Raw genomic sequence first — 25,258 nt, 5'->3', positions numbered from 1 at the left:
GCTCGGGACTGCAAAAGGTGCAAATCATGCACAGTTGCCCGGTGAAAATCGATCCCATTATCGCTTTGCCGCTAGAAGGGCGGCCTAGTGCTTTAACGAACTGTTATGAACCCATAGCTACCACACGAATCCAAACTCTAATAGGCAGGTGAATAGTTGGGGCAGGCAATGACACATTCGACAGGGCACGCTCATGATCATCACGCTCATGACGCAGTGAACCCCTAGAGCAAGGCATTTATGATTGCAATGCTCCCGTCATGGTGGTAGCGGCAATAGGGGTCGTTATCAATACTGTCTCTGCTGTTCTGTTCATTCGAGGCAGCAAAGGCGATCTTAATATTCGCGGTGCGTTTCTACATATGGCCGCCGATGCGGCTGTGTCGTTAGGAGTAGTGGCGGCGGGCCTGATCATTATGGTTACAGGCTGGCAGTGGATCGATCCGCTGCTGAGCTTGGTGATCGTCGCCGTGATTCTGATCAGCACATGGTCATTACTACGAGATTCTGTTCAGCTGTCGCTCAACGCTGTGCCACAGCAGATTGATCTGACCGCTATCGAGGCCTACCTACGCAATCGGCCCGGCGTGGACGATCTCCATGATTTGCATGTCTGGGGAATGAGCACCACGGAAAATGCCCTGACGGTACATCTTGTCATACCTCAAGGCTACCCAGGGGATCACTTCATGGACGAGACCATGCGAACCCTCAAACATGATTTTGCCATTTATCACAGTACATTACAGATTGAGCAAGGCAGTTCGCATCACACTTGCCCATTAGCAAAGTGAGAGCCAGACAAGGCAGGCATGGTTGTGTAGGAGCAGACCATACTGTCTGCTCCTGTATAAACCGTCTGTTATTGCTGGGGCTTGTTCTGATCCGAAGCTCTCGCAGCAGGGGCTAGTTCCTGTTCACCCTTTTGGTCCGGTGACGCTGTCACGGCACCCTGGGCCTGCTCGTTGGTGGGTTTATCGCCTTGTTCGTTGTTCTCGGTTGTCTTTTCACAGGCTGCCAAACCAAGTACGCCCGCTAGTAACACGACATAAGCCAGGGAGTTTTGCATGGTCTTCTCCGATTGATAGTCATGCCTGCGTTGGAGCTTATGTGTCCGAAAAGAGTTCATGCCTACTGAGTCCATCGAAGACTGCTTTTTCAGTTTTTTGTAATCACGTGCGGAATTAATGACTGCAACTCTTGCATAAAGTAGTTAATGTTATTAATTATCTGCACCAGTATAGGTTGGCAGTTTCTTTATCGATGCTATACAGGCCTAGCGATCCAACAATAACCACAACAAAGAGAAGCACACGTGAATATTATCTCCTTATCTATCCTAACCCGGCGTTTCTGTTGTTTAGGATTTTCCATTATGGCGGCTTCATCTGCACATGCCACCTCGCTTCATGGCAGCTGCGATATGTTGCAGGTCAAGTTGTCTGCGCTTCCAAACACTCTTATTGATCAAGCGACATACATCAAGGCGGGTGGGTTGACTGTTGGAGGGCGTGATATTGCAGCGCACTGTTTAGTGACAGGCCGTATGAACCGTCGCACCGGAGTTGATGGAGAAACCTACGCGATTGGTTTTGAGATGCGTCTACCTCAAGAATGGAATGGTCGCTTTTATTATCAGGCCAATGGCGGTTTGGATGGCAATGTACTGACAGCCACTGGTGGATTAGGTGGAGGGCCAGTAACCAATGCGTTGGATCAAGGTTTTGCTGTGCTCAGCTCGGATGCCGGACATACGGGCGCGCAAAATCCCTCGTTTGGTATCGATCCACAAGCGCGGCTCGATTACGGCTATCAAGCGGCCGCTACCCTCACATCTATGGCTAAAAGTGCTTTGAAGATTGCTTATGGTGTACGTCCGGCACATTCCTACTTTGGAGGCTGCTCGAACGGAGGACGTCATACGTTTGTAGCCATGAATCGCCTGGCTAATGAATATGACGGCTTCCTGGCAGGTGCCCCTGGGTACAGGCTTCCGCTAGCCGCCATTGCCAGCATTTACGGTGCACAGCAGTACGCCAAAGTCGCAACTGACCCAGGAGACCTATCTACCGCTTTTACAGCAGCCGAAAGAGCACTGGTATCTCAAAAGGTCTTGGACCGCTGCGACAAGCTTGATGGACTCGAAGATGACATCATTGGGGATTTTCCTCGCTGCCAACGTACCTTCAGCATTAAACGAGATGTGCCTACGTGTACCGATACGCGGGATGGCAGTTGCCTAAGTCTTGCGCAAAAGCAGGCAATAGAGCCGATTTTTAAAGGTCCTGTTACCAGTAACGGAAAACCGGTATATGCGCCTTTTCCCTATGACAGCGGGCTGGGTACAACAGGCGTTGCCTCCTGGGAGTTCGAGTCGCCGCTGACGCGGGATTCGGCAGCTGTCGGAATCGTATTTGGCGTACCGCCCGAGAATCCTGCTACGTTCGACGGCACGGCCTTTACCCTGAATGCGTCGATTGACAATCTTTTGCGACGGGTCAATCGCACCGACAGCGTTTATACGCAATCCGCTATGTCATTCATGACACCGCCTGCCCCCACCGATCTCTCCGAGTTAAAGGAGCGTGGTGCAAAGGTCATGGTCTACCATGGCGTCAGTGATGCCATCTTTTCTGTCGAGGACACAGCCGCCTGGTATGAAGAGCTGCAAAAAGCCAATCATGGGAAGGCTGATAGGTTTGTTCGCTTCTTTCCCGTACCTGGGATGGGACATTGCTCGGGTGGGCCAGCGACGGATCAATTCGACATGCTAACACCGCTGGTCAACTGGGTAGAGAAGGGCAAGGCCCCGGACCGGGTGATTGCCCAGGCACGCGGGGCTGGTAATCCTGGTGGAGAAAACTCGGATCTCCCAGCAGATTGGTCTCCTACCCGTACGCGTCCACTTTGCCCCTATCCTCAAGTAGCAACCTACATTGGAAAAGGCAATCCTGAATCTGCATCTAGCTTTTTTTGCACGAGCCGGTCTCGCTAGATCGCGCTGCGGATAGCATGAAAGCATTACCTGGGCATGGAGGCTCAGGTTCTATCTTTAAGTATTTTCCAAAGAGATGATCCAGAAATAGGAACCGAACGTATCCTGCCTTATCCGATGACAGAGGATGATTAAACCTTGGGAATCGGGAGTCCGCCATGAAGCTAGTCGCTGCCATCATCAAACCGTCCAAGCTTGCTGCTGTGCATGAGGCTCTGTCGGACATCGGTGTCCAAGGCATCACAATCACGGAAGTGCGCGGTTTTGGACGACAGAAAGGACACTTCGAGCTCTACCGGGGCGCCGAGTACGTTGTGGGGTTCGTGCCCAAGATAAAGCTCGAAGTTGTTGTGACCGATGAGTTTTGCGAACGAGTCATCGAGGTGGTTATCCAGACTGCCAGGTCCGGCAATGTGGGGGATGGCAAGATATTCATCTCCGATCTGGACAAGGTCATTCGTATACGCACCGGCGAGACGGACGCCAGTGCTGTTTGAAGGCGCATGAGTCGCTTAAGCGGATGACCGAGACGCCAAGCTGTTCCTTTTTCTACAGGCGAGATGATACGAATGGAGGTGTGCCATGAGTGAGTCAGCCCGGTATGCATCATTTACCTTTCTTCTGGACGAGGCCGGTCAGGTGCATTCCCTGCCGCATTCGCTTTATGTCGCTATGGTGCATTCAGAGGCAGCTCCTATAGGACTAGCCGGTAAACGGTTACGCCTTGTTGACTGGTATGTAAGGTTAAAGGACGGATGCGCCGAACACGTGGCCAGCGAGTGGTACGGCTGGATCCATATCGATGCGGAAGGCTGTTATCACCCGAGCACGCTTCCCAACGATCCGCCTGCTGTACTTAATTCAAGAAATATCGACGAGACCGCTTTACCCACGGATGAAGAGCGCGAGCGGCTGGAGCTTCTAGTCTTTGGCAAGACTCTTTCAAGCACCGAAACTACGGAAGAACGCGGTCCCGATGGCGTGCCACTCGACCTTTATTCTGGCTGAGCCTTGTTACGGTAAGCTGGTAGGATGCATGTAAGGCAAAATGAGAGTAGGTTTCCTAGAACAGCGCTAGCTGAGCATCAATCAGTCTGGCAAAGCGATCGTTAACAAAAGGCAGAATGGCGTCGGCAATCGGTTCAAGCTGGCGCCTGATGTAGTGATCATAGTCGATTGGCGAGGTTCGGATCTCCAGCGGTTCTGGGCCGGTTACAGTCATTTGATACTTGATCCAGCCGCCGTTCTGATACTGCCGTGGACGGCCTAGTCTGTCGTTATAGGCATCGGCGATTCGTGCAGCACGCACATGGGGTGGCACGTTACGCTGATAGTCATTTAGTCGACGACGCAGCCGCTTGCGAAAGATCAGAAGATCATCCAGCTCACCGGCCAAGGTCTGGCACACATAGCTACGCACATAGGCTTCGTAGGGCTCACCTTTAAAGACAAGCCGATACAGTTCCCGCTGAAATCGTTGAGCGAGTGGAGACCAATCGGTACGGACGGTTTCAAGCCCCTTGAAAACTATTTCTTCCTGGCCGTCTTCTCTTTGGATAAAACCGGCGTAGCGTTTCTTACTGCCTTCTTCTGCGCCACGAATCGTTGGCATCAGGAAGCGGCTGTAATGCGACTCGAACTGAAGTTCAAGTGCACTGGAGAGGCCATACTCCTGAGCCAGATGCTCACGCCACCAGCCATTGATCATGTGCACCAGGGACTGACCAATTCGTGTAGCTTCCGATTCACTATGGGCTCGACCCAACCAAACAAACGTCGAGTCGGTATCACCATAGATAACGGTATAACCTTGAGCTTCGATCAGCTCGCGGGTCTGGTGCATGATCGCATGGCCCCGCATCGTGATGGATGAGGCCAGACGAGGATCGAAGAAGCGGCAGCTACTGGAGCCCAGTACGCCATAAAAGGCGTTCATGATGATTTTCAACGCCTGGGACAAAGGCTTGTTGTTTTCCCGTTTGGCTACTTCTCGGCCATTCCATACTCGCTCAACGATCGAAGGCAAGCAGTGCTTGGTACGGGAGAAGCGCCCGCCACGAAACCCGGGAACCGAGTCGCAGTCGTCTGGATAGCGCAAGCCTTCAATCAGGCCTACCGGGTCGATCAGGAAGGTCCGGATAATCGAGGGGTAAAGACTTTTGTAATCAAGCACCAGCACCGAATCATACAGACCCGGCCGGGAGTCCATCACAAAGCCGCCGGGACTGATCTCTGGCGGACGCTCTCCCAGATTTGGAGCCACATACCCTTGCCGATGCATGAGGGGCATGTACAAATGAGTAAAGGCTGCAACAGAGCCTCCATGCCGGTCGGCAGGCAAGCCGGTTACACTGGCGCGCTCCAGCAAAAACGTTAGTATTTCGGTCTTTTCAAAGATACGAGTAACCAGTTCGCAGTCCTTGATGTTGTAACGTGCCAGTGCCGGCTTGTCCTCGGCAAACATGCGATTGATCGAGGCCATGCGGGAGTACGGGTTGTCGATATCCTTGCCTTCGCCCAATAGCGTCTGGGCGACATTCTCAAGGCTAAACGAGGGGAAGCTCCAGAACGCTGAACGTAGCGCTTCCACTCCATCAATCAGAAGCCGCCCGGGTGCACAGGCAAAATAATGCTTATGCTGAGAGCCGTGCTCGCGCCACTCGATCTCTTGACCGCCGCGGCCAAGGCGCAGCGGTACCTTTAGCTTTTTTGCATGTTCTTCAAGTACACGCAGGTCGAACTGGATAACGTTCCAGCCAATAATGGCATCAGGATCGTAGTCGACGAGCCACCGATTGAGGCGTTCAAGCAACTGAGCCCGGGTATCACAGTATTCCAGCGTGAAATCAAGCCCATTATGGCTGCCGTTGGCCGGCCCCAGCATGTAGACCTGGCGCTGACCGCACCCTTCGAGTCCTATACAGTACAAATCGCCATAGGCATTGGTTTCGATGTCGAGTGAAGCCAGTTTGAGCCTGGGGCGATAGCTAGGCGCAGGCTTCATCTGAGCATCGCAAAGCTGCCCACTGCTGTTTGGGGTACCGCTGAACCAGACCGGAGCCGTAATAAAGCGCTCCATCAGGTAGCGCTCATGCGGACGAATGTCAGCTTCGTAGAGGTCAGCCCCGATCTGCTTTAGCTGATTCGCTAAGTGAAGAAGCTGGCGATACTGTGGGCAATACAGACCCATCACTGGTCGGTGGCGAAAGTCGCACAGCGCCAGCGGCCGGAGCTCTACACCAGGCTCGCGCTGGATAAGCGATAGAGCGTGGTCTTTATACTCGGAGGGCATAAAGGCAACAGAAACTTGGTAGGGTAGCCGGAGGTGGACCGGCCCTGTATCGGTAGCCAGCCAGAACTCGACTTCCGAGCCGGCAGAGGTGTCGCGCCAATGCCTGGTAAGAACAAACCCCTGCTGCACCTGTACTTCCTTTCCCTTAAGGCAACCTGTGCATTGTACGCAGCATTAGATTGGTCTGTTTAACGAGACGCCGAGCTGCATGAGGTTGAATAGAGCCAGATGCATGAGCAAGCAAGGCCAAGGTTACTTTCAGGTTGGCCTCAAGGGCTTCTGAGGTTTAGTCAGAGAAATAGAGGCATGCTAGGGTTATCTGAAAGGCATAGGAAAATTGTCTTTGCTTTTTAAAAGTATACTCGTTCCAGCAAGGCCGAGCGAAACTCTTGCCTAATACTTACCTTTCAGTAAAAAACTCCACTTTTTGATATCGGCTGCAACGCCATTGGGCTTCACGAGGAAACCCAATGGCGTTACGAGGCTTACTGCTGAATCAGACTGACCGAGTTGCTTAATCCAGTCTGAGCGATCACAGCTTGATTGTCTTGTCCGCCGCGTTCGGTTGTCACTGAGAGCCCAGAGCCTTGCTGAGTAAGCTGGAATGCATCATTAACAGTTTGTCTTTGGGTAATGCTCATGTAGTTATTATCACCAAGTTGAGCTACATCCAGAGAGCTATTAATAACACTCTCCTGTACCAAGTCCATCGTATTGCCATTTCCCTCTTGGTTAGCTGCAATGTCAGCTATCCCTTCATAAGCTGATTGATAGACCGTCAGCGTGTTGTTATCACCTGTTTGAGTTGAAGTTAGGTTCGTTCTTGCATAAGGCGAAAACATATCGCCGCCGTTGCCGCTCTGAACAGCGCTAACATTATTGGCATTACCTATTTGAGTAATATCTGAGTCAGCACTTAGACTTTGAGTTACGTTTATAATATTGGTATCACCTTGCTGATCGAATCCAACAACTGTACTCCCTCCAAGACTAGTAGGGCCTACACCCGCCTGCTCAATAACCACAGTATTTGCATTGCCTCGCTGGTCCCCAAGAATCTGGACTGAATAATCCCGCTGTGTTGCTGTAATGGCATTATTATCCCCTACTTGAGTGACGTTAAAACCACCGAATGAGCCTCCTGCATCCTGATTAAGCGTTATAGCATTGCCATTACCAATTGAAGTAGTTAAGGCAGCACTATAATTACTCCCGGATTGATTGATGGTATGGATGTTATTGGTGCCATCCTGGGTTGAGCTAGCATATTGGCTGCCCTCTCCGTTATAGTTATAGACATTAGCGCTACCCGTTTGAGTAATGTCTACAGACGATCCAGATCCTTGATAAATATCGACGCTGTGGTTGTCCCCGGTTTGTACAATCGTTGCTTCGGCATCTTCAGTTCTTTCAGCCTGGTAAACAGAGGCATAATGGGTATCGCCATTTTGCTCTATGCGTTGGAAGCTGTTAGTTCCCAGTTGGGTCTGAATAGCTTGGTTAGAATTACCTGTTTGCATTAACTCAGCCGTATTACCATCACCAGACTGAGTTATTTCAGAGGTATTCATTGCAGCAAAGGAGGGGGCAGATATAAGGGTTAGGGTCAGAGCGGGTAGCACACTATGAAGACGCATATAAATTCCTTATCGTTACGTCTGATTTATAAGTGGCACTAGGCCAGTTTATTAGCGAGACTGCTAGCCTTCGCCTGATATTTAAACCAATACCAGTTGATACTGGTAAACATAGCGTAGAAGTTCTATTTTTAGCTTCCATGCGAGCCGACAAGCGGATAGGCAAGAGCAGTTATTAATGTATAAGGAGTTTGGAACCAAACAGCGTTTGGTCTAATAGCAATATGTCATGACGTGTGATGCTATTACTTCTGCAGATAAAATTTGATATTTGAACTGGGAGCTAATGCCTTTCCTTGACAAAGGCTTTTCTGAAAAACCCTAGGCTATTTTTGTAGCTAAGCTGGAAACACCCGCGTACACAGAAAGTCGACCAGAGCTCGAACTTTTGGTGAGGCATGTTTGCTTGTTGGCCAGAGGATATGGAAAACGCCGGTGCGCTCCACGTAATCGGTCAAAATGGCGCATAGTCGTCCATCTGCAAGCGACTCTCTAATCGAAAAATCAGGCAAATAGGCGATACCCAGGCCTTTTAGGGCAAAGCATACCCGGGTCTCAATATTGTTACAGATCATAGAGGTAGGCAGTTGCAGTTCAGGTTCGCCAGCCGGACGGCGTAGCGCCCATTTCTCTAATTTGCCGCTGTAGGGAAAGCGGTAATGCAGGCAGGTGTGTCCAAGCAAATCGTCTGGCACCTCTGGTGTGCCACGTCGAGCAAGGTATTCAGGCGATGCGACCACTAATGAACGGAAGGTGCCAAGCCTACGAGCGGAGAGACGTGAGTCGGTCGGGTTACCTGTCCTTATTACAGCGTCGAAGCCTTCCTCGATCACATCGACAAGCCGATCGGTGAAGTCCAGATCCAGTTCGATATCCGGGTATTCCTGCATGAACTGACCTAGTACTGGTAATAGCAGAGAACTTACCAAAGGCAGACTGATCCGGAGGCGACCGCGCGGTGCAGCCCGTACTTGTGAAAGCTCCATTTCTGCTGCTTCTATTTCCGCCAGGATACGACGGCATCGCTCCAGGAAAAGTGTGCCCTCAGCGGTTAGCGCGACGCTGCGGGTGCTGCGATGAAACAAGCGCACGCCAAGCCTTTCTTCAAGTCGTGAAATGCTCTTGCCAATGGCCGATGCCGACACGCCTAGCAGCCTACCTGCTGCTATGAAACTGCGTGTTTCGGCTACTTGAACAAATACAACGAACCCATTAAGGCTATCCAAAGCTTTCCTCCATTGCGGACATAAAGTTCCGCATAAACCGGAAATGTACCCGCCTTTTTCTTTAGTCGCAGCCTTTCTATCGTGACGGGAGAGTTCACTGAAGACGGGAGGTTTCTATGACGGCGCTTATCAATCCTCTAAGGGCAGACACTTTTACTGCAAAACTGCAGGCGCGGGTCAAGGCGGTAATTCAACGAGCGTTGGATGAAAAACGTCTGGTAGGTGCTGTTGTGCTGGTAGCCCACAAAGGCGAACTGGTTTGCTGTGAGGTAATGGGCCTGGCTGATCGCGAAAGCCAGCATCCTATGAAGGTCGATACGGTTTTTCGTCTGGCTTCGGTTAGCAAGCCTATCGTCTCAACGGCGGCATTAGTACTGGTAGGCCAAGGGCGCCTTGAGCTTGATACAGGGATAGAGCGCTGGCTGCCCGAGTTTCAACCTCGCTTGGCTAATGGCAGGCCTGCGCGGATTACGATACGGCATCTGCTTAGCCACATGACAGGGCTAGGCTATCGTTTTCTCGAGGCTAGTGAAGACGGCCCTTATGCGTGCGCTGGGGTATCGGACGGTATGGATAGCTCACTGATCAGCCTGGAAGAAAACGTGCGCCGTCTTGCCGCGTTACCACTGCTTTATGAGCCCAGTACTGCCTGGGGTTATTCGTTGGCAACTGATGTACTGGGTGCGGTAATTGAGCAAGTGCACGGTGTACCGCTAGACGTGGCGGTACACCGGTTGGTTACTGGTCCACTAGGCATGATGGATACCGGATTTTTCGCCCATGATGTACAGCGTGTCGCTATAACCTATGTGAACGATTCCCCGCAGCCGCACCGCTTGCAGGAAGGTGAGGTCGTCTCGCCTTTCGAGGGGGTAGTGGGTATCCAGTACAGTCCCGCCCGCATTTTCGATTCCCGCGCTTTCCCCTCGGGAGGGGCAGGTATGGCCGGGACAGCCATAGACTTCCTGCGTTTGTTAGAGGCTTTACGTAAAGGCCGTGGAGTGCTTTTACCCGATGAGTTGATTGCCGAAATGTCACGGGATCAAACGCAAGGATATGAACTTCCTAGTGCGCTAGGCTTTGGGTTTGGTCTGGGACTTTCAGTATTGCGTGACCCACGTCTTGCCGCCTCGCCTGAGTCAGAGGGCACGTGGCGCTGGGGCGGTGCCTACGGCCATTCCTGGTTTGTGGATCGGGCGCAGGGCCTGAGTGTTGTCGCCTTCACCAACACCCTGTACGAAGGGATGTCAGGCCAATTTGTCACTGATATACGCGATGCGGTTTACGGTGCGCTGGCAGAAGGCGGCAGCGTCCATGGTACAGAGGTCATTGCATGCGCCGAGGACGACAAGGTGCAGGCTGCGCAGGAGACTGAGCAATGAGCGCCGCTATCAATGACCGCTTGCCCCTGGCGCCTCTGCTGGCTCTGGCCATGGCTGCGTTTATCACGATTTTGACTGAAGCCTTGCCAGCCGGCCTGCTACCGCAAATGGCGCAGGAGCTATCTGTCTCCGAAGCGTGGGCCGGTCAGACCGTTACAATCTATGCCCTTGGTTCGCTGGTAGCGGCGATTCCGCTGACTTCCGCCACACAAGCCTTCAGGCGCCGCCCGCTGCTGCTGACAGCGATCGCCGGATTCGTTATAGCCAACACGGTGACAACATTTTCCTCCTGCTATGCACTGACAATGGTAGCGCGCTTGCTGGCGGGTGTGGCGGCCGGCCTGCTGTGGGCGCTGTTAGCGGGTTATGCCGCGCGTATGGTGCCCAAGCATCAGCAGGGCCGCGCCATCGCAGTGGCAATGGTAGGTACGCCGCTGGCGCTGTCGCTGGGCGTACCGGCCGGTACTTTTCTCGGCACACTGGTGGGGTGGCGCATCTGCTTTGGCATCATAAGCGGACTGGCGCTGATTCTGATGCTCTGGGTGCGCCTACAGGTGCCGGACTTTGCTGGACAGCCCAGGGGGCGGCAGCTTCCACTGCGCTGCGTATTCCTGCTGCCTGGCGTACGCTCGGTACTATCTGTGGTGCTGACATTCGTTCTTGCCCATAACATTCTGTATACCTATATCGCTCCATTCCTCATGAATGCCCACATGGCAGAGCACACGGATCGAGTCCTGCTTATCTTTGGTGCCGCATCTGTGTTGGGCATCTGGGTCATAGGTATTCTTATTGATCGCTACCTGCGAGTATTAACGCTTCTTAGTACGGTTTTATTCGGGCTTTCAGCTTTGATCCTGGGGATAGCTGGCAGCGAGGCGGGTGTGATTTATGTGGCGGTAAGTGCCTGGGGGCTCGCTTTTGGTGGTGCAGCTACGCTATTCCAGACTGCGCTGACCAAGACAGCGGAGGACGCTGCCGATGTGGCGCAGTCCATGCTTGTTACAGCCTGGAATCTAGCTATCGCCGGAGGGGGAGTAATTGGAGGCGTCTTGTTGAGTCATTTCGGTGTTGGTGCGTTTTCGCCTGTGCTACTGGTACTGTTGTTGGCTACCCTGGTTGTTGTGTGGGCTTCTGGGAATCGAGGATTTTCTAATCTCGGTGGAAGAGAGCTAGAAGAGGGTCTCTCTAATCAAAGTTTAAAACCTACCGCAAGCCGAAGTTGTCCGTAGGGCCGGCTCTTACTCAAAGGCTGTATCGTATGAAGCCCGTATACAGCCTTTGAAACCTGCACTACTTGGTGGCTAGACGAATTGATGTGGTATCCACTTTAGTGTCAGGCGAAAACCGACTTGCTAAGATTAGGAGAAAGATGACACCGGCTGCCATCACTAGCCAGGCTTGGGCCAGACTGGCAAAGTTTTCTCGTATTGCGCCACCCAGGAAAGGCATGGTACTGGCGATGATATAGCCCCCACCTTGTACAAATCCCATCAGCGACCCGGCGTTTCTTACATTAGAAACATGATCCATCGTAATGATGAGAGAGAGCGGAAACAGCGCTCCAATGCTTACCCCAAGCAGAAGCGCTGCAGGTATGGCCATTGATACGGGAGCAATTAAAAGCAAAATAAGTCCGGCTAGTAATAGCAATAACACCACATACAACAACTTTCGGCGGTCTGGGAATCTGTCAATCACTGCCGAGATGGCAAGTCCGGCTACTACTTCAGTCAAGGTCAAGCCGCCCAATAGCAGGCCGCTGTGCGCCGCGCTCCAGCCAAGCTGGGTATAGAACGGTGGTAACCAAGCCAGCACAAGGGTATAGGCGCCTGTTCCAATTCCAAAAAATATCATTAGCAGCTAGGCGCGTTTGGATTGAAATGGCAAACGGACCGAGTCTGTGCCAATCGACATAGGTTTGTTAACTGCTATCTTCAACCAGATCAGCGTAGAGAGCGCAGCTGGAATGGCCCAGAGAGCCAGTACGTTGATCCAGCCAATATAATGGGATAAAGGGGCAGCAGACGCTGCTGCAACAGCGGCACCTCCCATGATGCCAGTTGTATAAAGCCCCATTAGAGGGCCGGTTTTTTGGGGAAAGTATCGTTTGATATAGCCAGGCAACAAGGCCTGAACTAATGCAATACCTAGCCCACCCAGGCCTGCCGTTACGATGAGTCCTGTCGACTCCTCCAATGCCCAGCGAAGCGCGCAAGCGGTGCTAATCAAGCCGGCGCCCAAGGCTACACCTTGATACTCACCTAAAGACCGGTGCAGAAGAACACCAAGCAGCGCACAGATACCCATAGCCAGTACAGGAAGCGTCGTTAAAAGCCCAGCCTGACGGTTGCCTAACCCTGTAGCGTGCTGAATCTCATCTAGCAAAGGCCCAATGGTGGCCAGAGTTGGCCGGAGGTTTAAGGCAACCAGAAGAATGGCCATGATAACGGGCCACTCGGAATGCTTGTGCGTTGATGTCACTGAGATGGTAGGCATAGCCGTGTCCTTTTAAGGCTTGCAAGAAATACTTTTAGTATTTACCTTAGCGTCATGTGTCTTAATATCAAGATATATTTATAGGAGATAAGAGATGAGTGATCGTGCCAGACAAGCTGTTGAGCAGTGGCGAAAGGAGCGACCTGATCTGGACCCTTTTCCTATGCAGGTAGTAGGACAATTAGGTGAAGCCGCCTTAATCATCGCGCGTGATCATCTCAACCCATTCTTTGCTCGCTACGGCCTTCATCCAGGCGAGTTCGATGTGTTGGCTACGCTCAGGCGATCGGGAGAGCCGTATGCACTAACGCCTACGGCTCTCTATGAAGCAGCAATGATTTCTTCAGGGGGAATGACTAACCGAATAGACAGGCTGGAGCGGGCTGAATTTATAGAAAGAAAGCGACACCCAACCGACCGACGCGGAACCTTGGTTGCGCTAACCGCCAAAGGGATAACACTGATTGATGAACTGATGGCGCTGCATATAGAAAATGAGCGTAAGGTTTTATCGGGTCTTACTGAAGCCGAGCAGAGCCAACTTGATAAGCTTCTAGGCAAACTTATAGGAAACCTAGAGGTGGAAAGTTAGAGCTTATCTAAAAGCCTGGTTAACCTTTTAGAAATACTCGTGTTAGCCCTTGTCGCAACAATGAACTAAGGAGACAGGGCAGACTCGCAGTAAGGGCGATCAAATTTCCTTCAAAGCCTAGAGCCCCGCGCATCTGGCCTTCGCCTTTAAAATCTTTTAGAAAACGATTCTCTAATAGAAATCGACCTCAAAAAGTCGGGCCGACCCTTTTCATCCAGTGAGCTATTCGTATGAGTGCAGACCTTCAACGTATCGAACGCTACGGAAGCGATACTAGCGAATATTTATTAGCCATCATCACGGATGAAGATCATGCCTCTCAGATAGAGCTTGAGGATGGCCAAATTGCTTGGACATCTACCCTTCGATACGACCGTCTCTATCGATATCAGGACAGCCAGACTGGCCGTATTCACTATAAGTTGGAAAGTATTCCCCCAGAGCAAGGAGGGGAGCATCAGTTGATTAGTCTTATTGCCGAAGGCGGTCGAGGTGCAGAGTTTTCCGAATTGGTGATGTTTGGCAAGCGACTGGTAACGTTTGATGACCGCACAGGGCTTCTCTGCGAGATACGAAACCAGAATCAGTTGGTACCGAGGCAGATTTTGATGACTGGCAGTGGAGACGAGAGTTTCAAAGGTTTCAAGGGTGAATGGGCAACCCTGTGGGGCGATCAGCTAATCGTGGGTAGCCACGGAAAGAACTCTGCTGAAGAGTGGGTAAAAATTCTAGATAACACTTATGGCGTAACAAGTGTTGATTGGCATGATCGCTATCAGCGCATTCGCGATGTGCTTGAGGTAGGAGAGGAGGGTTATGTTATCCATGAGGCTGCAGAGTGGCATCCTTATCGACGCGAGTGGTTATTCTTCCCGCGCAAGATATCAACCGAGCCTTTTGACGAAATAATTGACGAGCGTGAGCGGGGTTCCAATATCCTGGTAATCGCTAATGAAGATTTCAGCAAAATCCGTACAGTGCCTGTAGGAGATCGGTTAGCAGACCGTGGGATTTCCTCTCTGAAAATACTACCGGGGCATCCCGATGAGTGTATTGCTTTAAAGAGCATTGAGATTGGCGACCAAAGACAAAGCTACCTGTTTTGCTTCAATTTAGAGGGAGAAGTCCTACAGGAGGATCTCTTTATTGGAGACTACAAGTGCGAAGGGGTAGAAATTCTCTGACGGTAGATATGCTTGTAGGCACCAAGAGTTGCAGCTGACAGCTATCTAACTCAAATGCTTTTGCAAGATGCTTTATTGAAACTCAAGAACACCCCTTGAAAGAACAAAAAGGGGTGTTTTGTTATCAACAGTGCTGGTCTATGTAGCGCACGTTGGCGCTATTGCGCGCAGCTTGCCAGTGCTCTAGCAGGCAGCCATACAGGCGTTTCACGAAATTATCATCTGCCGCAGCCGTTTTGCCCACATAACCTTTTCTCTGTGATACGTTCTTAGACGTACCTGCATATTAGGCGTTTGTTTTTCAAATTCCTCTGGCGCCGGCGGGTTCAAAGAGAGGATGACAAGACGCGAGGGAGCATAACCTTTGCAGGCTCCTTCGTCAGGCCAGACCAATCCCTAAAGCTATATCCGTTCCTGCAGTAACCCTTGTAGTGACTTGCTGGTATCTACTACGCAAAACGGTCAAGGGTTTGCCTGTATCGTAATAAAAAAGGCCTTTTTGGCCTTTTGGGCCTTTTGGCTGGAGGAAATAGGGATGAATTGCCGTTATAGCATGGGTGTGTCAATGGTTTTGTAGCATTATTTTTACTACACTACAATATAGGGTGAGGCCTCTTGCATAAGATCCAAAGCCGAGAAAAGGGCAGCCAAAATCATTGCAAATAACTAAGCCGTCATTTCTTTCAAGCCATCCTGAATATGGTTTTTTGAATAGATATACGACGTTTAGGAAGGCACAAGAGGAAAGCAGGGCGAGCCACTACTAAACCTGTTTTTCAGATAACAAGGTCTTATCTGGAGGGCTATAACCAGAGGCGGAGGTTATTATGAGCGCCGAGCACGTAAGGTTGTTTTTTGGATTGCCATGTCCGGATCGTGCTGCCAGGGAGGTCATAGCCTGGGGCTTACGCGAGCAGCTAAAAGGGCGTCTGATTCCTGCTGAGAACTTACATATAACGCTCGCCTTTTTAGGTGAAATACCTCAAGCCAGGCTCAATGAACTATTGCAAATAGGGGAGAGCCTGCACTCGTCTTGCTTTGAAATAACACTGGATAGGTTTGAATGTTGGGCGCATGGATTGATTTGTTTATTGCCTACTCATAAGCCTGTCGCCCTAGAGTATCTGGCTAAAGAAATGGCGGAGCGGCTAACACAGAGCGGTTACAAGATCGACACGCGTCGCTACAAGGCGCATTTAACAATCGCACGTAAAAGCCCGTCTCGACCAAAGCAGGCGCCATCGATCTCCTGGACGGTTGACCGTTTCGTTTTGTACATGTCAAAAAATGATGGAGGAAGATCGCTTTATTTAAAACTCAAGGAGTGGCCAATGACATCTAATGGTCCTTGAGAAAATCCAATTATCAGATCTTGTTTCGAGTAATACCAGCCCTATAATAAGATCTAAAATAAATCATACTGCAAATCCAAGCGAATAGAGTTGTTAGCTACGTTGGTTCATTGAAAATCCATTTAGCTGCTTATATCCCCAATAGCCATTTCAGGGTATCTTTAATAATACGTATTACGTAAAGAGAGTAATAATGAGTCGCTCAGGTATTAGTAAGGCGGATGTGCAGCATGCTATCGAGATGCTGGAGAAAGAGGGCAAATCCGTTACGGTGCCTGACATTCGCGTGTTGATAGGAGGGTCATTTACAACCATCCAGCGCTTCAAGAAAGAGATAGAAGCAGATCGACAAACTATGACCGGCCCCGCTGGCCGTATTCGTCGCGATATCACTGAGCTTGTTGCCCAGCTGGAAGATAAACTGATTCAGATTGCCAGACTGGAAGCTGAAGGTGCAAAAGCCGCGCTCAAGGCTGGCGAACAGGCTATGGCAGAAAAACTCCGGTTGGCCAATGAACGTCTTTCCAGTTTGCAGGAAAAAAATCGCGATCTGGAAATGCGGCTGGCCGGAGCAGAGTCTATGGCCAGGGAGTATTCTGAAAAATACAACGCGGCCAATAACGAACTGGCCAGGCAGGCGGTTGATTTAACATACAGTCAGAGAGAGTCGGCTACTCGAGGGCAACGCATCGAGACACTTTCAAGCGAGTTGAAAACGGCACGCGATGCACTAGAGGCCTTTCAGGAAGCCGTTCAGCGGCAGCGGGCCCAAGAGCAAGAGCAGCATGCATCAGCGGCTAATGATCTGCGCGCTTATCAAGCGCGTTTGGTGGCTGATCTCGAGCAACTTCGTAGCGAAAATCTTCGTCTAGCCCAGCGGCTTGAAACAGAGCAGCAAAAAAATACTGATCTAGTTAGACAAATCGCTAAACTTGAAGGATATCTGCAGACAGGGCCGACTTGAGGAACCATAGGCTGTAATCAAGCAATCAAGCAATCAAGCAATCAAGCAATCAAGCAATCAAGCAATCAAGCAATCAAGCAATCAAGCAATCAAGCCGGGTAGGGCGGGTCCGAACGAGAAGCTTGGGTCAAGAGCCTGCGGTCACAGCAGTAAGTATTTTGCCGTGCAGCTTTTGTAAGTCATCCGCTAAGTAAGAGGCCGTATGTTAATAAAAATACCTTCGCGCTCCCTGTGCCTGCCTTCAGAAATCACGCCTGAATCCATTTATCTGGCTCGCCGGCGTTTTATGGCGCTCAGCGCAACAGCGTTGGCTGTTGCGTCAATACCATCATGGGCCAGTGCGGCTGCTTCAAACTACGATGTGGATGATCCAGGCGCTGCGCCTGACTGGTTTATGCAAAAGCGGGAAAGCATTCGCTGGAAAGCGGTCGATGTTCAGGGAGAAAGCATTACGCCTTTCACTGATGCTACCCACTACAACAACTTTTATGAATTCGGCCCGGACAAGGACGATCCGGCAGCTAATGCTGATCGTATGCCTACTGAGCCTTGGACGGTAGTCATAGATGGCGAGGTAGGCAAGCCGGGGCGCTATAGCCTGGAGGATCTTATTCAGCCCCATACGCTGGAGGAGCGTATTTACCGGCTACGTTGTGTTGAGGCTTGGTCCATGGTCATTCCTTGGCTGGGGTTTCCACTGGCCGATCTAATTACGCGTGCTGAACCTACAGGCAAAGCCCGGTTCGTAGCTTTCGAAACGTTAAAGGATCCGGAGCATATGCTAGGCCAGAGGTCCCGCTTTGGCCTGCTCGAATGGCCTTATCGAGAAGGGTTGCGCATGGACGAGGCTATGCATTCGTTAACCATTCTGGCGGTAGGCATGTACGGGCGACAGCTGCCTAATCAGAATGGAGCGCCGTTGCGCTTAGTGGTGCCATGGAAGTATGGTTTCAAAAGCATCAAGTCCATTGTTCGTATCAGCCTGACTGAACAGCAGCCATACACTACATGGAATGCAATGGCAGCTAACGAATATGGTTTTTATGCCAACGTCAATCCTAACGTAGATCATCCGCGTTGGAGTCAAGCGCAGGAGAGGCGTTTACCAAGTGGCTTATTCAGCCCTAATGTACGCGATACGCTTATGTTCAATGGGTATGAAGAAGTAGCTAGCCTATACAGTGGTATGGATTTGGCCAAAAACTACTGAACCTAAGCATGCACTCAAATGAGGTGCCATTTCATCTGGATTCTATACTTGTCGAATATTAACAAATAATACCAGCCCTATATTAAATAACAAAATCTAACTAACAAGAGATCTAAGTAATCAGAAAGTGAACTTGAAAGGGCATTAAAGGCTATAAAAAGGAGCCTGGAAACGGCTCCTTTTAGAACAATTAACGAATCAAGTTGCAGATGTCGTTATAAAGCGTCTTAGATATCCAAACACCTTCACGGATACTTTTTTCACGTGCCAGATATCGTCGTTGAGAGGGTAGACGGGCCCCCTGAGCAACCATCGACTCGAACAGTGTTTCTGCTCTGGCTAATTCGGTCTCTGCCTGCGCCCCTAAAAACCGATGTGGATCAATGGCAATAATCAGCTCACCGCCCATTGAAGTAACTTTCGCACCAGCATCAAAAGCCAGCGATTCCGCACTGGTCATGTCAGCAATAAGAGGGCCGGCGATCAGTTCTACCATAGCAGCCAAGGCAGATCCCTTATGTCCACCAAAAGTCAGCATTGCGCCATGATCGAGTACGGTAGCAGGGTCGGTACATGGATTTCCTTCAGCATCGACTCCCCAGCCTTCGGGAATAGGCTTGCCAGCGCGACGGTGCAATTCGATCTCTCCACGAGCCACCATGCTTGTCGCAAAGTCGAAAATAAAGGCAGGCTTATCAGGGCGTGGCCAGCCGAAGGCTAGGGGGTTCGTTCCAAATAACGGCTTACTTCCCCCGGCGGGCATAACCCACGCGTGACTAGGTGTGCAGGCGAACGCGACTAGGCCTGCATCAGTTAGCGGTTCAATGTCAGCCCATAAGGCAGAAAAATGAGCACAGTGATTGATACCAAGAGCAGCAATACCAAGTGCTTTGGCTTTGTCGATCAAATGGGGCAGGGCTGTTAGATAGGCTACCTGAGAAAATCCACCCTTGGCATCAATCCTTAAAAGTGCCGGTGCTATGTCATGTAATTCGGGAGTGGCATCAGGCGCTACCTTGCCAGCCTTGAGCGTATTGATACAGGACAACAACCGATACAGTCCATGCGATGAACAGCCGTCACGCTCACCAGCCACTAAGGTTTCCGTTACCGCCTCAACATGAGGGCGAGTAAAGCCATAATGCTCCAGTACGCGTGTCGATAAAGCACGTACTTCCTCAAGCGTCATGTGAACAGTGTCGACCTTGTCATAGGCATGTTGCTGACTTGAATCTATGGCAGTCATGAAACTTCCTTCAGGGGTGGATTTATTATTGAAGCGTTGTGATCGAGCCCTTTATAGAAGCCATAATCTAATTGAAGCAGTGTTACTTATGGCAGGCGCTTAAAGTATTCTTGCATTTATCCGTATTTTCCTTGTCGATCATTCTTATTTTATGCCGCTCTCACTCTGCATCCTCGAAACCGACATTCTTCCTCCCGATCTGGCCGAACGTTATGACGGTTACGCCGCCATGTTTATACGCCTGTTCGACACGGTGTCCATCGACGTGACGTTTAGTGTTTTCAACGTGGTCAATGGCGAATACCCAGCCGATGGGACCCGCTTCGACGCTTATCTCATTACTGGCAGCAAGGCTGACTCTTTTGGGACGGAACCGTGGATCCTTCGGTTGAAAGAATATGTACAAGAACGCTACCACAGAGGCGATACGCTTCTAGGCGTCTGTTTTGGCCACCAGTTATTGGCCTTGGCATTGGGAGGTGTGGCAGAGCGAGCTGCTGGTGGCTGGGGACTAGGCGTACAGCGCTTCGATATCGTTCAAAGCTATGCCTGGCAGAGTCCGCCGCTACAGGATGTATCGCTGATAGTGTCGCATCAGGATCAAGTTACGAGCCTGCCGCCTAATGCACAGTGCGTGGCGAGCAGTGATTATTGCCCCCATGCAGTATTTGTCTTGGATGATCGAGTCCTTGGCGTTCAGGGACACCCGGAGTTTACGCCTGACTATGCTTATCAACTGCTGGTTAAGCGCCAATCCAGTTTTTCGCCGGAGCGCTATGAACAGGCTGTCACGAGTCTAGAGCGCTCACACCAAGGGCAAGTAATAGCTCAATGGATGCTGAACTTCATACTTGAGCGTAGCAAGGTTCGTTCTATTACTTGACGCTCCTTAGAGGGCTTGGTTGGTTGGCTGTTACCTTAAGCTAGGTATACAGACTTGACTATGAGTTGGTTAAATCCAATCCATTTGATGAGCTCAAGATACCTAGCTTCAAGCCCAAGTTTCTTAATTGGTTGAAAAAGAAAATCAGGCTGAGGCGAAAACGGCCAGGAGCTTAAAAGCCGACAGAGTGTTGTCGCCGCATTGGTTACTTCTTTGGTTGGTTTCAGGAAAGATAAGCGGCGTGTTCATAGCTTTTGCCGAACGCTTATGTAGATCGTGTTTGAGAAAAGCTGGAAATCTACTTTGGATATCTACTAAAGCAGAGGTAACGGCAAAGGCGGGTACCTGAACCAGTTAGGTATTCGAGAGGAAGTTGGGATAGATGCAGCCTTCCATATTATCCAATTTAACATAATATACATTATGCGAAGTTAAATAATATGGAAGCTAAGGCAAGGGGCAGCGCTATGAAACCTCACATTCCTTGGAAAGCACTTTCACTGCTCCTTCATGCGTCGATACTTTCCTGAAGCCGCTCGTTCCTGATTAATGGCGTTGTAGTAAATATCCTGAGTTGTACTTGCCTTGGCGTGTCCCAAATCTTCCTGCAAGTGTTTAAGCGGACGATTCGGTGCATCGTAGGTTGCACTGGTATGGCGAAGCCAGTGTGCGCTAGCTGCGCGGAGATTAGAGACTTCATCTTCACTGCGTCCTTCCTCTTGCATACGCTGCAGTGCCATGTCGAAACACTCCTGCACCAGATTACGAATCTGACGATCCGTCAGACCGCCTTGGCCTTTATGTTTGGTCAGCAGCGGTGCCGGATCGCCGGCATATGGTAGTGGTGTCAGATTACGGAAGGCTCGGTAGCGCTTGAGATAGCCGAGCATTTCATCACTAACGGAAATGCGGCGTTCCTTGTTGCCTTTCCCAATAGCAACATACCACCAGGAACCATCAGGATCTTTCTGAAAGGCATCCATGGTGGGGAACCAGCCGGGTCGTCCGGATAGCTCGGAAACTCGCAGATAAAGCGAAAACAGCGTGGCTACGATAAAAAGAGTGCGTTCGTATCGTTCCGGGTCCTCATTGGCCATCCATTCAGCTGTCTCAATCACGAACTCCCATTGCAAACGATCAAGTACTTTACCGCTGGCCGCCTTGGCCTTTTTTTGGAAGAAGCGGCTCTTTTGCTTGATGGCCCGGAAGGGATTGCCAACCAGTACGTCCTGGTCGTTCAGGTAATCGAAGAAAGAGCTGCAGATGGCAAAGACTTGCTTCAGTGAGCCTTGCGCCATTTCATAACGTTCGGAGGTAATCTCCTCACTTCCTGTTTCAGCAGCGAGTTTGCGCGAAGCCTTGTTGCCTTGAATACCGAAGGGGCGCCACTGCGGATTAGGCTGCATTACACCATCTACCTCAAGGAAGCGACGGCGCACTGAAGTCCCAACCCACGTTTCGTCTGGTTCCTGGCTGAAGGCCAGGAAGGCCTCGGCATCCTGACGACGTAGGGAAAGAATGGACTTCCCTTCCTTAAGCCAACTCCATAATAAGAGCCTTTCAACCTGGGTCCGATAAGCCTTAAACGTGGTTTCCCAGCCGGCATAAGACCTCAAGAATTCCCGCACATGCCCATAATCGGCCTTTGCAGGAACATGGCTTTCCAGGCGTTGGAGAAAGTCTAGGATAGCCGTATGTTCAGCTTCGAACGAGGCAATAGAAAGCCCTAGGAAACGACTGTACGTATCGAATAACGGTTGCGGTGAAATACTAGGCAACGACATGACTGAGGTTACAAAAAGAGAAGAGTTTTTAGTATAACAAATTTCCGATTATGGACGTAATCGGAAATTATGCAGCATGCGACAGATTACTAGTTCCTTTTGACAAAGAAGTTAATTTGATTAACTATTCCAAAGCCGCATTGCTGTTTAGAAAAATAATTACGTCTATGGGCATACAAAAATAAGGAGCCCCCAATGAAGGCACTCCCCAAACTAATAGCAGCCTCCATTTGCTTTAGCCTTAGCTTGATTGCTGCAGCTGAAACACCTCCCCGGCACCAGCCAAATATCCTTCTGCTTGTTGCAGATGACCTTGGCTATTCCGACCTAGGCGCCATGGGCAGCGAAATCAATACACCAAATCTTGATAAGTTGATTGCTGAGGGGCGCCTGTTATTGGATTTTCATAGCGCCCCCAGCTGCTCCCCTACCCGTGCGATGCTCATGACTGGCAATGATCAGCATCTATCGGGTATAGGTATGATGGTGGAAACTCGTGATCGGATGTTCGCAAATCAAACCATACGCCCTGGCTATGAAGGTACGTTACAAGGCGAAGCGGTGACCTTGGCTGAACTGCTGCGTGACGCTGGCTATAAAACATTCATCGCCGGCAAATGGCACCTGGGGAAACTCCCTGAACAACAACCGCAAAACCGAGGGTTTGAAGAATCTTATGTTGTGCTTGAAGGCGGTGCTGCCAATTTCAAGCAGACTGAAATGGCAATCATGCCAAACTACTCTGCTACATTCGTGCACAACGGCCAGCCGCTCTCCCTTCCTGATACCTACTACTCCACTACTTATTTCACTGACCGTCTGATCGATGCTACTCGCGCCGCTCATCAGGAAAATAAGCCATTTTTCGCCTTTGCCGCTTACACATCACCGCACTGGCCTTTACAAGCGCCGGATGATTACCTCAAAAAATATAAAGGCCGCTACGATCAGGGGTATGAGGTTATTGCTGAAGAGCGTCTCGCCAAGCAAAAAAAACTGGGGCTGTTACCGGCTGATTTTGAAGGTAAGGCCGTGTTCGAAAACGTACCGGCTTGGAATACCCTTTCTGATGAAGAAAAACGTCGCTCAGCTCGTACCATGGAGGCTTACGCCGCGATGGTTGACTCATTGGACCATGAAATAGGTCGTCTCCTTGAGCATTTGAAAGAGACCGGTGAATACGACAACACCTTGATTTTGTTTATGTCCGATAATGGCCCTGAAGCAGTGAGTCGTGAAAAGGCCGTATCTGCCTGGGTTGAGAAGCAGAATTTCGACAATAGCCTTGAAAATATAGGGCGACCCAATTCTTTCGTAACTTATGGTCCTGCTTGGGCGCAAGTAAGCGCACAGCCTGGGCGACGTTATAAGCAAACTATTTTTGAGGGCGGCATCCGCGTACCTGCCTTTGTCCATTTCCCCGCCCGAATTGCAAAAGGCGTTTCTCGAGAGTTTGCAAGTGCTCGGGATGTCATGCCCACATTCTTGGAATTAGCTGGGGTCGAGCATCCTGGGATTCGCTACCAGAACAGAGCAGTCGTGCCCCCTCAAGGTAGCTCTATGCTGCCCTATTTAAGCGGAGTTGAGCCGCGTATCCATGGATCTTCACGGGCTATGGGATGGGAACAGGACGGCTCGGCAGCCTTACGTCGAGGCAACCTGAAACTTGTCTATGCCCCCAAGGCTACCGGTAAACAGTGGCGGCTTTATGACCTATCGGTAGACCCCTCGGAGCAGAACGATCTAGCCCCGCAGCGACCAGACCAAGTGAAGGATCTACTGATGGACTGGCGCCAATATGCCCAGAGCAACAATATTTCGGTTGATAAGCATGGCGTTCCACACTTCCCTGCGCTAGTCCGCTCGGCAGACAAGGCACCAGCTCTATGAAATCGCTTAAATCCAAAGCAGCTTTGGGTGTTGGTTTAGCCCTGTTGCTTGGTATAGGTACCATACACCGATATCAGGCTATGGCTAAGCAGGCAGAACTGCCGGCCTATCTTTGCGAAACCTATAGCGGAATTCCGCTAGGCCAGCAGGGCCAGGAGTTCGCTGGCATGGTCTTGCTTCTCGGAGGAAGCTTCACGCTGGGCTCGGAGCGGTTCTATCCCGAAGAACGCCCTGCCCGGACCGTCTCGGTTGATGACTTCTGGATCGATCGTCATCCTGTAACCAATGCCCAGTTCGCACGGTTTGTAGCGGCAACAGGCTACCGCACTCAGGCCGAGCGAGGCTTGAGTGGCGAGGCGGCACAGGGCCTGCCCTTTGAGGCAACTGTGCCGGGCTCGCTGGTCTTTTCACGCGCCAGCGAGCGGCCGGGTTGGCGCTTTCTAGCAGGTACTGATTGGCGGCATCCTGATGGTCCTGGCAGCTCGATCGAGCACCGCATGAACCACCCTGTGGTTCATGTGACATATGATGATGCCAAGGCTTACGCTGAATGGCTTGGTCGAGAACTGCCTAGTGAGGCTCAACTGGAATATGCCGCCCGGGGTGGTCTTCAAGACGCGGACTATGCTTGGGGAAACGCGCCGCTCGACCATACACATCCGCAGGCCAATACTTGGCAGGGAGACTTTCCTTTTAACGATATTGGGGCGGATGGGCATCGCGGTACGTCGCCGGTGGGATGCTATCCACCCAATGGATTTAACCTTTTTGATACAGGTGGCAACGTTTGGGAGCTTACACGAACCTGGTATCGTCCTGGACATGAGGAGTCTGACTCTCATAACCCCGAAGGTCCGGATACCAGCCTGGACCCAAGAGAACCTGGTGTTCCTGTCAAAGTCATTAAGGGAGGCTCTCATCTATGCAGCTCCAATTACTGTCTTCGGTATAGGCCCTCTGCCAGACAACCACAGGTAACTTATTTGGGCACGTCTCATATTGGGTTCAGAACAGTTTCTCGAGGGGCACCCTTACAGTAACGTTTGAACACTCCAGCGGTTTATCTGCGAACCTATATAACTCACCTAGACTCAAAAAAATAAACCAGAGTCTATAAGGTGG

The 25,258-nt window shown here is 50.8% G+C and carries 22 protein-coding genes; 14 read left to right on the top strand and 8 right to left on the bottom strand.

Annotated elements, in window-relative coordinates:
* Positions 1-260: 260 nt before the first annotated feature.
* Positions 261-794 carry a cation diffusion facilitator family transporter gene (locus IQ22_RS15070; RefSeq protein WP_145143435.1) on the top strand — a complete coding sequence of 178 codons (534 nt, stop codon included), beginning with the start codon at positions 261-263 and terminating at the stop codon, positions 792-794.
* A 68-nt stretch (positions 795-862) separates the two neighbouring features.
* Here IQ22_RS15070 and IQ22_RS15065 read toward each other — a convergent pair whose 3' ends face one another.
* Positions 863-1,069 (bottom strand): hypothetical protein, encoded by a 207-nt coding sequence (locus IQ22_RS15065; RefSeq protein WP_145143433.1) that lies wholly within the window; start codon positions 1,067-1,069, stop codon positions 863-865.
* A gap of 306 nt (positions 1,070-1,375) precedes the next feature.
* Between IQ22_RS15065 and IQ22_RS15060 the strand changes: the two genes are divergently transcribed.
* The 3 genes from IQ22_RS15060 to IQ22_RS15050 all read left to right on the top strand — a co-directional run bounded on the left by IQ22_RS15060 (position 1,376) and on the right by IQ22_RS15050 (position 4,003).
* A complete protein-coding gene (locus IQ22_RS15060; RefSeq protein ID WP_145143432.1) occupies positions 1,376-2,995 on the top strand; it encodes a tannase/feruloyl esterase family alpha/beta hydrolase in 1,620 nt (539 codons plus the stop codon).
* A 158-nt stretch (positions 2,996-3,153) separates the two neighbouring features.
* Positions 3,154-3,492 (top strand): P-II family nitrogen regulator, encoded by a 339-nt coding sequence (locus tag IQ22_RS15055; RefSeq protein WP_145143430.1) that lies wholly within the window; start codon positions 3,154-3,156, stop codon positions 3,490-3,492.
* Positions 3,493-3,577: 85 nt separating this feature from the next.
* A complete protein-coding gene (locus tag IQ22_RS15050) occupies positions 3,578-4,003 on the top strand; it encodes a hypothetical protein (RefSeq protein WP_145143428.1) in 426 nt (141 codons plus the stop codon).
* A gap of 55 nt (positions 4,004-4,058) precedes the next feature.
* Here IQ22_RS15050 and IQ22_RS15045 read toward each other — a convergent pair whose 3' ends face one another.
* The 3 genes from IQ22_RS15045 to IQ22_RS15035 form a co-directional block, all read right to left on the bottom strand.
* Positions 4,059-6,416 (bottom strand): DNA polymerase II, encoded by a 2,358-nt coding sequence (locus IQ22_RS15045; RefSeq protein ID WP_145143426.1) that lies wholly within the window; start codon positions 6,414-6,416, stop codon positions 4,059-4,061.
* 356 nt (positions 6,417-6,772) lie between these two features.
* A complete protein-coding gene (locus tag IQ22_RS23575; protein WP_244309174.1) occupies positions 6,773-7,924 on the bottom strand; it encodes a hypothetical protein in 1,152 nt (383 codons plus the stop codon).
* A 338-nt stretch (positions 7,925-8,262) separates the two neighbouring features.
* The gene (locus tag IQ22_RS15035; RefSeq protein WP_145143425.1) at positions 8,263-9,150 is read right to left on the bottom strand and encodes a LysR family transcriptional regulator; all 888 of its coding nucleotides are present in this window, start codon (positions 9,148-9,150) and stop codon (positions 8,263-8,265) included.
* Between the two features lie 116 nt (positions 9,151-9,266).
* Between IQ22_RS15035 and IQ22_RS15030 the strand changes: the two genes are divergently transcribed.
* Together IQ22_RS15030 and IQ22_RS15025 are read left to right on the top strand one after the other, a co-directional pair.
* Positions 9,267-10,532 carry a serine hydrolase domain-containing protein gene (locus IQ22_RS15030; RefSeq protein WP_145143422.1) on the top strand — a complete coding sequence of 422 codons (1,266 nt, stop codon included), beginning with the start codon at positions 9,267-9,269 and terminating at the stop codon, positions 10,530-10,532.
* A complete protein-coding gene (locus tag IQ22_RS15025) occupies positions 10,529-11,764 on the top strand; it encodes an MFS transporter (protein ID WP_145143421.1) in 1,236 nt (411 codons plus the stop codon). Before IQ22_RS15030 ends, IQ22_RS15025 begins: the two co-directional genes overlap by 4 nt.
* Before the next feature lie 61 nt (positions 11,765-11,825).
* On the opposite strand, the gene IQ22_RS23945 is transcribed toward IQ22_RS15025, so the two are convergent.
* Both IQ22_RS23945 and IQ22_RS23940 read right to left on the bottom strand, forming a co-directional pair.
* Positions 11,826-12,389: an MFS transporter gene (locus IQ22_RS23945; RefSeq protein WP_342212457.1), complete on the bottom strand. Its 564-nt coding sequence runs from the start codon at positions 12,387-12,389 to the stop codon at positions 11,826-11,828.
* Positions 12,390-12,395: 6 nt separating this feature from the next.
* Positions 12,396-13,031 (bottom strand): MFS transporter, encoded by a 636-nt coding sequence (locus tag IQ22_RS23940; protein WP_342212456.1) that lies wholly within the window; start codon positions 13,029-13,031, stop codon positions 12,396-12,398.
* 94 nt (positions 13,032-13,125) lie between these two features.
* On the opposite strand from IQ22_RS23940, the gene IQ22_RS15015 reads away from it, so the two are divergent.
* The 5 genes from IQ22_RS15015 (at position 13,126) to msrP (ending at position 18,333) form a co-directional block, all read left to right on the top strand.
* The gene (locus IQ22_RS15015; protein WP_145143419.1) at positions 13,126-13,623 is read left to right on the top strand and encodes a MarR family winged helix-turn-helix transcriptional regulator; all 498 of its coding nucleotides are present in this window, start codon (positions 13,126-13,128) and stop codon (positions 13,621-13,623) included.
* Positions 13,624-13,853: 230 nt separating this feature from the next.
* A complete protein-coding gene (locus IQ22_RS15010; RefSeq protein ID WP_145143417.1) occupies positions 13,854-14,807 on the top strand; it encodes a hypothetical protein in 954 nt (317 codons plus the stop codon).
* An 827-nt stretch (positions 14,808-15,634) separates the two neighbouring features.
* On the top strand, positions 15,635-16,159 hold the full coding sequence (thpR, locus tag IQ22_RS15005; protein ID WP_145143415.1) for an RNA 2',3'-cyclic phosphodiesterase: 525 nt from the start codon (positions 15,635-15,637) through the stop codon (positions 16,157-16,159).
* A gap of 193 nt (positions 16,160-16,352) precedes the next feature.
* Positions 16,353-17,123 (top strand): DNA-binding protein, encoded by a 771-nt coding sequence (locus tag IQ22_RS15000; RefSeq protein WP_145143413.1) that lies wholly within the window; start codon positions 16,353-16,355, stop codon positions 17,121-17,123.
* Between the two features lie 202 nt (positions 17,124-17,325).
* Positions 17,326-18,333, top strand: a complete 1,008-nt coding sequence (msrP, locus tag IQ22_RS14995; protein WP_145143411.1) for a protein-methionine-sulfoxide reductase catalytic subunit MsrP — start codon at positions 17,326-17,328, stop codon at positions 18,331-18,333.
* Between the two features lie 190 nt (positions 18,334-18,523).
* Here the strand turns inward: msrP and IQ22_RS14990 are convergent, their stop codons facing one another.
* On the bottom strand, positions 18,524-19,579 hold the full coding sequence (locus IQ22_RS14990) for an Ldh family oxidoreductase (protein ID WP_145143409.1): 1,056 nt from the start codon (positions 19,577-19,579) through the stop codon (positions 18,524-18,526).
* A 151-nt stretch (positions 19,580-19,730) separates the two neighbouring features.
* Between IQ22_RS14990 and IQ22_RS14985 the strand changes: the two genes are divergently transcribed.
* The gene (locus IQ22_RS14985; protein WP_145143407.1) at positions 19,731-20,462 is read left to right on the top strand and encodes an amidotransferase; all 732 of its coding nucleotides are present in this window, start codon (positions 19,731-19,733) and stop codon (positions 20,460-20,462) included.
* Between the two features lie 497 nt (positions 20,463-20,959).
* Here IQ22_RS14985 and IQ22_RS14980 read toward each other — a convergent pair whose 3' ends face one another.
* Positions 20,960-22,246 carry a tyrosine-type recombinase/integrase gene (locus tag IQ22_RS14980; protein ID WP_145143405.1) on the bottom strand — a complete coding sequence of 429 codons (1,287 nt, stop codon included), beginning with the start codon at positions 22,244-22,246 and terminating at the stop codon, positions 20,960-20,962.
* A 195-nt stretch (positions 22,247-22,441) separates the two neighbouring features.
* On the opposite strand from IQ22_RS14980, the gene IQ22_RS14975 reads away from it, so the two are divergent.
* Entirely contained in the window at positions 22,442-24,136 is a 1,695-nt protein-coding gene (locus IQ22_RS14975; RefSeq protein ID WP_145143403.1) for an arylsulfatase, read from the top strand.
* Positions 24,133-25,176, top strand: a complete 1,044-nt coding sequence (locus tag IQ22_RS14970; protein WP_167654174.1) for a formylglycine-generating enzyme family protein — start codon at positions 24,133-24,135, stop codon at positions 25,174-25,176. Before IQ22_RS14975 ends, IQ22_RS14970 begins: the two co-directional genes overlap by 4 nt.
* Positions 25,177-25,258: the final 82 nt, after the last annotated feature.

The sequence above is a fragment of the Pseudomonas duriflava genome (genome assembly GCF_007830155.1).
Classification (GTDB): Bacteria; Pseudomonadota; Gammaproteobacteria; order Pseudomonadales; family Pseudomonadaceae; genus Chryseomonas; species Chryseomonas duriflava.
This window is presented reverse-complemented; position numbering and strand designations above follow the sequence as displayed.

Excerpts from the sequence above, each read along its gene's own strand:
- IQ22_RS15055 (WP_145143430.1), top strand. The coding sequence starts at position 3,154 with ATGAAGCTAGTCGCTGCCATCATCAAACCGTCCAAGCTTGCTGCTGTG.
- IQ22_RS14990 (WP_145143409.1), bottom strand. The coding sequence starts at position 19,579 with ATGACTGCCATAGATTCAAGTCAGCAACATGCCTATGACAAGGTCGAC.
- IQ22_RS23945 (WP_342212457.1), bottom strand. The coding sequence starts at position 12,389 with ATGATATTTTTTGGAATTGGAACAGGCGCCTATACCCTTGTGCTGGCT.
- IQ22_RS14970 (WP_167654174.1), top strand. The coding sequence starts at position 24,133 with ATGAAATCGCTTAAATCCAAAGCAGCTTTGGGTGTTGGTTTAGCCCTG.
- IQ22_RS15060 (WP_145143432.1), top strand. The coding sequence starts at position 1,376 with ATGGCGGCTTCATCTGCACATGCCACCTCGCTTCATGGCAGCTGCGAT.
- IQ22_RS23940 (WP_342212456.1), bottom strand. The coding sequence starts at position 13,031 with ATGCCTACCATCTCAGTGACATCAACGCACAAGCATTCCGAGTGGCCC.
- thpR (WP_145143415.1), top strand. The coding sequence starts at position 15,635 with ATGAGCGCCGAGCACGTAAGGTTGTTTTTTGGATTGCCATGTCCGGAT.
- IQ22_RS15030 (WP_145143422.1), top strand. The coding sequence starts at position 9,267 with ATGACGGCGCTTATCAATCCTCTAAGGGCAGACACTTTTACTGCAAAA.
- IQ22_RS14975 (WP_145143403.1), top strand. The coding sequence starts at position 22,442 with ATGAAGGCACTCCCCAAACTAATAGCAGCCTCCATTTGCTTTAGCCTT.
- IQ22_RS15070 (WP_145143435.1), top strand. The coding sequence starts at position 261 with ATGGTGGTAGCGGCAATAGGGGTCGTTATCAATACTGTCTCTGCTGTT.
- IQ22_RS15025 (WP_145143421.1), top strand. The coding sequence starts at position 10,529 with ATGAGCGCCGCTATCAATGACCGCTTGCCCCTGGCGCCTCTGCTGGCT.
- IQ22_RS15000 (WP_145143413.1), top strand. The coding sequence starts at position 16,353 with ATGAGTCGCTCAGGTATTAGTAAGGCGGATGTGCAGCATGCTATCGAG.
- IQ22_RS15050 (WP_145143428.1), top strand. The coding sequence starts at position 3,578 with ATGAGTGAGTCAGCCCGGTATGCATCATTTACCTTTCTTCTGGACGAG.
- IQ22_RS15065 (WP_145143433.1), bottom strand. The coding sequence starts at position 1,069 with ATGCAAAACTCCCTGGCTTATGTCGTGTTACTAGCGGGCGTACTTGGT.
- IQ22_RS14985 (WP_145143407.1), top strand. The coding sequence starts at position 19,731 with ATGCCGCTCTCACTCTGCATCCTCGAAACCGACATTCTTCCTCCCGAT.
- IQ22_RS23575 (WP_244309174.1), bottom strand. The coding sequence starts at position 7,924 with ATGCGTCTTCATAGTGTGCTACCCGCTCTGACCCTAACCCTTATATCT.
- msrP (WP_145143411.1), top strand. The coding sequence starts at position 17,326 with ATGTTAATAAAAATACCTTCGCGCTCCCTGTGCCTGCCTTCAGAAATC.
- IQ22_RS14980 (WP_145143405.1), bottom strand. The coding sequence starts at position 22,246 with ATGTCGTTGCCTAGTATTTCACCGCAACCGTTATTCGATACGTACAGT.
- IQ22_RS15015 (WP_145143419.1), top strand. The coding sequence starts at position 13,126 with ATGAGTGATCGTGCCAGACAAGCTGTTGAGCAGTGGCGAAAGGAGCGA.
- IQ22_RS15010 (WP_145143417.1), top strand. The coding sequence starts at position 13,854 with ATGAGTGCAGACCTTCAACGTATCGAACGCTACGGAAGCGATACTAGC.